The following is a 4,730-nucleotide window of genomic DNA, read 5'->3' as shown; positions in this document are numbered from 1 at the left end:
TGTTGAAAAGTTTGATCTAAAAGAAGGCGTGGATTTTGTTTTTACAAAACAAGAATGGAACAGACAGAAGATTTGTCTAAAATCTGAAATAGAAACAGATAAAACCGATAATCATTACTTCAAAATTCACGCAGCAAAGAAAATCGCTAAAGCAGAGCGCCATAGAAACTATGGCAGAATATTATACCAAGACTTGTGTTTTCATTAATTTAGGAAGTGATGATGCGAAACTTTATTACAATATCTGAAAACAATTTTCAAAACACAACAGTTCAAACGATGTCTAGTCGTGAAATTGCAGAGTTATGCGGTAAGCAACATGCGCATATTATGCGTGATATTCGACAAATGTTAGGAGAATTATATCCTGAAGGGGGGCAATCCAAATTTGGATCCACCTATTTAGATAAACAGGGTAAGCCTCAAAACTGTTACAACCTTCCTAAACGTGAATGCCTCATTTTAGTTTCTGGTTACAGCATGACATTATGTGCTAGGATTATAGACCGTTGGCAAGAGTTGGAAAAGCAAGCTGTAACACCACAAATCGACTATTCAAGTCCAAAGGCTATGATTGGCTTCTTGAATTACCTACAAGGTCAAATAGATCAAAAAGACACCATCATTGAAGATTTAACACCAAAAGCCATGGCTCTTGAAAGCTTACAGGGCCATGATGGACTCTTCGGTCTTACAGAAGCCGCTAAAATACTCGAGATGCAACCAAAACAATTCATTCAATTCTTACAGCAAAAAGGTTGGGGTTACAGACGAGTAGCAGGTGGAAATTTGCTACCTTATCAAGACAAAATCCAAAAGAAACTTATGGATTGTCCAACCATCACACTTCAAACTGTAAGTGGAATAGAAAAGGTCATTCCTTGCGCAAAAATCACAGCAAAAGGCATTGGTGTACTGTCTCAAGAGCTTAAAAGACAAAGCATGCATTAAGAGGAGGTTATTATGATAAAAAAGAAATACGAACTGACTGATGAGACAATTAAAGTTGATAGAATAACGCTTTACTGTATCCATGCATTAAAAGACTTTGGAGATGTTAAAAAAGGTGATCTTGGCGGCTTTATAGAGAATGAAAACAATCTAAGTTATGATGGCAATTGCTGGATTGGGGATTATGCTTGTGTTTATGATGATGCTAAGGTTTACGAAAATGCACAAGTTTCCGGTGGTGCATTTATTAGTGGAAATGCTAAAATTTATGACAGTCCATTGATTTCCATCAGAGAAAAAGTTGGGGGAAATGCCAAAATCTATGGTTATGCATTTATTCATGGAAACGCAGAGATCATCAATGATGAAACTATCACAACGGGCGAGAGGCAATAAACCATGGAGAAAGATACGAACTACTAATCTTATATTATCTCTATAAGCCGTTTCTAACAACCAAACAACCATTTTTAACACATGCGTGATTCACGCCACGAGGGAATTGCGCGCAATGGAGGAAAACAAGATGAGTGAACTAAATACCACACAAACGGAATTAGTGGAAAAAACGAACGATTGTGAAATCAAACCTACAGCTATGGAGCTTATTTTAGAAAGAGCTCTAGAAAATGATGTCGATATGGATCGTCTCAAGCGTCTTCTTGAATTGCGAGAAAAGGAGATAGAACGACAAGAGCGTCAAAACTTTGTCCGTGATCTTTCTACTATACAAGTGGAATATAAAAATATCGAACAAAATGCCATTAATACACATACTAAAAGCCTCTATACAACGCTTGATAAATATATTGATGCTATTAAAGAACCTCTTGCAAAACATCACTTTGCCTTGTTCTCTCGTATCAAAGACCAGAGTTCAAATGACATAACTGTAGAAATGACTTTAAAGCATATATCGGGCAATGAAATATCAACACAAGGAACATTTCCCATTGATGCTACGGGAAGCAAAAATAACACACAAGCGGTTGGTTCTACTATAAGCTACGCACGTAGATATCTCTTAGGCATGCTTCTTAATGTTGCAAGAAAAGAAGACGATACAGATGGAATAACACTTCTTGCGGGTATCTCTTCTGAACAGATGAATGAAATCAAAGAATTAATTAAAAAAACACAATCTGAAGAAAGTAGGCTTCTCTCTTTCATAGGAGTAAAAAATCTAAAAGATATGTCTTTTAAACAAGCACAAACCGCTTTGTTTTCTTTGAAAAAAAAGCAACGAAAGCAAATGAATAAAGCACAACAAGAGCAATTAGATGCACCTATACAAGATATCGAATATGCGCCAACTCAACAAGAAACGGCGGTGTGAAATGGAACAAAGGACAGCAGAGTGGTTTCAAGCGCGCTTGGGTAAAGTCACTGCATCTAATGTCTACAGCGTACTCAGTAAGACAGCTAAAGGCTTGCCTACCAGCAAATATGAAGACTACAAAACGAAACTCATGACAGAACGCTTAATAGAGGAAATAAGCCAATCTTATACAACACCTGCTATGCAATGGGGTATCGAACATGAAGAAGATGCCTTAAGAGAATATGAATTCATTTATGACGCAGAAGTCACAAGATGCGGGTTTATCCCACACCCAAAAATGGAAATGGCGGGGGCTAGTCCTGATGGGTTGATTGGAGAGGACGGTTTAATAGAAGTCAAATGTCCACAATCAACCACGCATTTGCGTTTTTTTATTTATGACGAAATCAAGCCTGAATATATCGCACAGATGCAATTCCAAATGGCATGCACTGGACGCAAATGGTGTGATTTCATGAGCTATAATCCAAACTTTGTAGGCAAATCTACTGGTTTGAGAATGAAAATCAAACGCGTCAATCGTGATGAGAAACACATTGAAGAGATCAATAAAGCGGTCGAAATCTTTTTAGGGGAAATAGAACAAGAGATGCAAAAGATTTTGACAAAAGCTGCTTAAATCTATGGGGGTGCTCTCTCCTCCCAGCACTCCCACCCATTTAATTAATATAAAAAAGAGAAAGGTAATGAGATGATATTTGATGATGGAGATAGATATGTAACGACATGTGAGTGTGCACAGCTTTTTAGTGTATCCACAACAACGATTCGCAATTGGGTGCTTCAAGGAGAGTTTCCCCAACCTTATAAGCTGGGAAGAGCAGCAAGATGGAGAAAAAGAGAGATCTTAGCCTTCACTCCAAAGAAAAATACAGAGGAAATAACAACAAATTAAGTGAAATTGTATAAACCACAAGAGGTGGTCTGAAAGGTGGTCTGCAAATGGTTATTTAGAGAAAAAAATCCATATATTTCAAATACTAAAAACAAAAAGTGGTGCCCAGACGCGTTCCAATAATTTTAAATAAAATAAATGAGTTATTATAATACGAGGGAAACTTATGATTATTGATTCCATTATACTTTTTATAGCATTATCCCTCATTTTTTTGTAGTTTTTTTATAGCCTCTATAGCTAACCTTTTGCGATCTGCGCTCTTTGTGTAGAGAGATGCCATTTTATCTTCTGTCCATCCAAAAATTGCCTTGAGTTGTGATACTGTTGCACCTGAATTAGCGGCGCGTGTTGCTGCTAATTTTCTTAAGCCATGGGCTGATTTTTTTATGCCTGCTACGTTACAAGCCTCACGAAAAAGGTTGCCAAAACTTTCTTTAACAAGCTTATTTCCATTTTTCCCGCAAATAAATGTTTCATTTCCAATAGGACCAATTTTAAAGGTTTCTGCTAATTCAGGCAAAATGGGTAGAAAAACATCTGTTTGGAATTTGCTTTTTTCTGTTTTGAGATGAATGATATTATCTTTTACGTCTTTCCAACCAATGCGAACAGCATCACCACGACGCAACCCCGTATACAAAAGAACATCAATCCAAACGCGTTCATGGGTACCATGTGACCAGCGTTGGTAATATTTTTCAACATCTTCTTCTGTCCAAGCGGCAAATCCCTCTTTATTTATAAGAGCTGGTCTTTTTACTCCTATTGTTGGATTATTTTCCAAAAGACCTTGGTCAATTGCCCAATTAAAAAGCCCATTAAGGGCTTTCACAAAATTTTGAGCAGCTGATGGTTTTTCTTTACGTCGTTCAACACCGGCTATAATATGCTTTTTTTCAATTGCTTGGTATGGAATGTTCCCTATGGAGTCGCATACCTTCATAAGGATGAGTTCTCTTTGTCTTTTCGTAGCTTTAGCAAGGCTATGCCAATGAACGCTGTTAAAATATTGTTTAAGCAGCCATGCAAATGAACCTTCAATCAGTTTGCCGATTTTCGGTTTTGGAGGGATTATGCCTTGTAATTCGGCAAGTGCGCTTTTGTAGTTGTCAACAAACTCTTGTGTTCCATAAGTTCCGCGTATTCTAATACGTTTTCCATGACCAATACGTACATACCATACGATTTTGCCATGTTGGGTAATTTGTTTAACGAGATGAGGAGGGCGTGGTTTTGGCATGATCAATTTTACATCTTAGAGAGTGCGATTTCGTAATATTCATTCTTTGACAAATCTAAAAGTTTGTCTGGGTGTGTTGTTGAGTTTGGTATTGGAATATCTGCTTTAAGATAGATAAGCAGTTCACCGGTAGGTTTGATTTCTATGAGTTCGCATTTTTGCTTTTTTGCTTCTCTTAAAGCTCGTGCAATGTCTGCTTGCGTTATGATAGCTTTACGAGGCGCCATATCTTTTCTCCTACATTGAGACGCAATTCACCCATTTCGTGAATCACGCATGACTTGAAAGTGTTAAGAAGG

The 4,730-nt window shown here is 37.4% G+C and carries 7 protein-coding genes and 1 pseudogene; 6 read left to right on the top strand and 2 right to left on the bottom strand.

The annotated features are described in order from the left end of the window. The 6 genes and pseudogenes from ACFILZ_RS09230 to ACFILZ_RS09205 form a co-directional block, all read left to right on the top strand. Nucleotides 1-208 (top strand): annotated as a pseudogene (locus tag ACFILZ_RS09230) (hypothetical protein); the annotation flags it as partial. A 14-nt stretch (nt 209-222) separates the two neighbouring features. Beyond that, entirely contained in the window at nt 223-951 is a 729-nt protein-coding gene (locus ACFILZ_RS09225; protein ID WP_375610976.1) for a Rha family transcriptional regulator, read from the top strand. A gap of 12 nt (nt 952-963) precedes the next feature. Continuing rightward, complete coding sequence (locus tag ACFILZ_RS09220) at nt 964-1,347, top strand: hypothetical protein (RefSeq protein ID WP_375610975.1); 384 nt, start codon at nt 964-966, stop codon at nt 1,345-1,347. 130 nt (nt 1,348-1,477) lie between these two features. Then, complete coding sequence (locus ACFILZ_RS09215) at nt 1,478-2,287, top strand: ERF family protein (RefSeq protein WP_375610974.1); 810 nt, start codon at nt 1,478-1,480, stop codon at nt 2,285-2,287. Nucleotide 2,288: 1 nt separating this feature from the next. Further along, nucleotides 2,289-2,912: a lambda exonuclease family protein gene (locus tag ACFILZ_RS09210; RefSeq protein ID WP_375610973.1), complete on the top strand. Its 624-nt coding sequence runs from the start codon at nt 2,289-2,291 to the stop codon at nt 2,910-2,912. A gap of 72 nt (nt 2,913-2,984) precedes the next feature. After that, nucleotides 2,985-3,188: a helix-turn-helix transcriptional regulator gene (locus ACFILZ_RS09205; protein WP_375610972.1), complete on the top strand. Its 204-nt coding sequence runs from the start codon at nt 2,985-2,987 to the stop codon at nt 3,186-3,188. Between the two features lie 199 nt (nt 3,189-3,387). Here the strand turns inward: ACFILZ_RS09205 and ACFILZ_RS09200 are convergent, their stop codons facing one another. Beyond that, nucleotides 3,388-4,431, bottom strand: a complete 1,044-nt coding sequence (locus ACFILZ_RS09200) for a tyrosine-type recombinase/integrase (protein WP_375610971.1) — start codon at nt 4,429-4,431, stop codon at nt 3,388-3,390. Nucleotides 4,432-4,439: 8 nt separating this feature from the next. Then, nucleotides 4,440-4,658: a hypothetical protein gene (locus tag ACFILZ_RS09195; RefSeq protein WP_375610970.1), complete on the bottom strand. Its 219-nt coding sequence runs from the start codon at nt 4,656-4,658 to the stop codon at nt 4,440-4,442. Nucleotides 4,659-4,730: the final 72 nt, after the last annotated feature.

The organism is Bartonella sp. AP40SXNS (assembly GCF_042195825.1).
In the GTDB taxonomy this organism is placed as follows: Bacteria; Pseudomonadota; Alphaproteobacteria; order Rhizobiales; family Rhizobiaceae; genus Bartonella.
The sequence above is the reverse complement of the archived record's forward strand: the minus strand, read 5'-3'. Positions and strand labels throughout refer to the sequence as shown.

What these genes read in the sequence shown, in the direction of transcription:
- ACFILZ_RS09195 (WP_375610970.1), bottom strand. Translation starts at nt 4,658, where the DNA reads ATGGCGCCTCGTAAAGCTATCATAACGCAAGCAGACATTGCACGAGCT.
- ACFILZ_RS09215 (WP_375610974.1), top strand. Translation starts at nt 1,478, where the DNA reads ATGAGTGAACTAAATACCACACAAACGGAATTAGTGGAAAAAACGAAC.
- ACFILZ_RS09210 (WP_375610973.1), top strand. Translation starts at nt 2,289, where the DNA reads ATGGAACAAAGGACAGCAGAGTGGTTTCAAGCGCGCTTGGGTAAAGTC.
- ACFILZ_RS09205 (WP_375610972.1), top strand. Translation starts at nt 2,985, where the DNA reads ATGATATTTGATGATGGAGATAGATATGTAACGACATGTGAGTGTGCA.
- ACFILZ_RS09200 (WP_375610971.1), bottom strand. Translation starts at nt 4,431, where the DNA reads ATGCCAAAACCACGCCCTCCTCATCTCGTTAAACAAATTACCCAACAT.
- ACFILZ_RS09220 (WP_375610975.1), top strand. Translation starts at nt 964, where the DNA reads ATGATAAAAAAGAAATACGAACTGACTGATGAGACAATTAAAGTTGAT.
- ACFILZ_RS09225 (WP_375610976.1), top strand. Translation starts at nt 223, where the DNA reads ATGCGAAACTTTATTACAATATCTGAAAACAATTTTCAAAACACAACA.